The sequence below is a fragment of the Vibrio sp. YT-19(2023) genome, from assembly GCF_033337395.1.
Genome location: NZ_JAWOQN010000518.1, coordinates 1 through 690, shown reverse-complemented (window position 1 = coordinate 690; position 690 = coordinate 1). Strand labels below are relative to the sequence as shown.

General features: G+C 45.2%; 1 protein-coding gene. It reads right to left on the bottom strand.

The window, feature by feature from the left end:
• A partial coding sequence (locus tag R7E78_RS26855; protein ID WP_318058704.1) for a VWA domain-containing protein occupies window positions 1–690 on the bottom strand: 690 nt, incomplete at both ends.

The following is a 690-nucleotide window of genomic DNA, read 5'->3' as shown; positions in this document are numbered from 1 at the left end:
AACGTTTGGATGGTAAGACCAAGTATGATCAAACATCGACATTAACGCAGGGTTTCCGTACTTAGATAAACTGATCGCATGGAAGCGGTTTTTCTTCGCTTTAAGCGCATCCACTTTTGCCAACAACTCATCTTGCTGTTTTGGCGCAATAAAATCAGAAATTACCACCATGTCGGCGTTTTTGTATTTATCTCCACTCATCAAATCGATGGATTTGATAAGCGTTGGCTCCAAATCTGTACCACCATGGAAACTGTACGTTAAGAAATCCGCCGCCTCACGCAAACCATCTTGTTTGGTGAGCTCGTAAGTAATGTGTTCAGTAGAGAAAATGATCACGTAACAATCGCGCTGTTCGGCCAGTGCAATCTGCATTAACGCATACGCCATCGCTTTTGCGCACTGCTCAGGGAAACCACTCATCGAGCCAGAGGCATCCACACAGACGATGAACGGCCCTTTTTCGATATCCACAGCTTTGTTGTCTGGACGATGCGCTTTGACTTTACGTAAAGTGCGAGATTTACCTTGCGTGCGATAGTTCATCAAACGCTTGTCGACCAGATGCTTGTAGAACACAACTTCTAGCTCTGGGTAAGCCAAAAACATGGTCTCGTTTGGCAGCAGCTTATTGAGATCGTCACTTTCATGGATACCGACGATATCATCAGTCGCTTCGTCGCTTTTTTC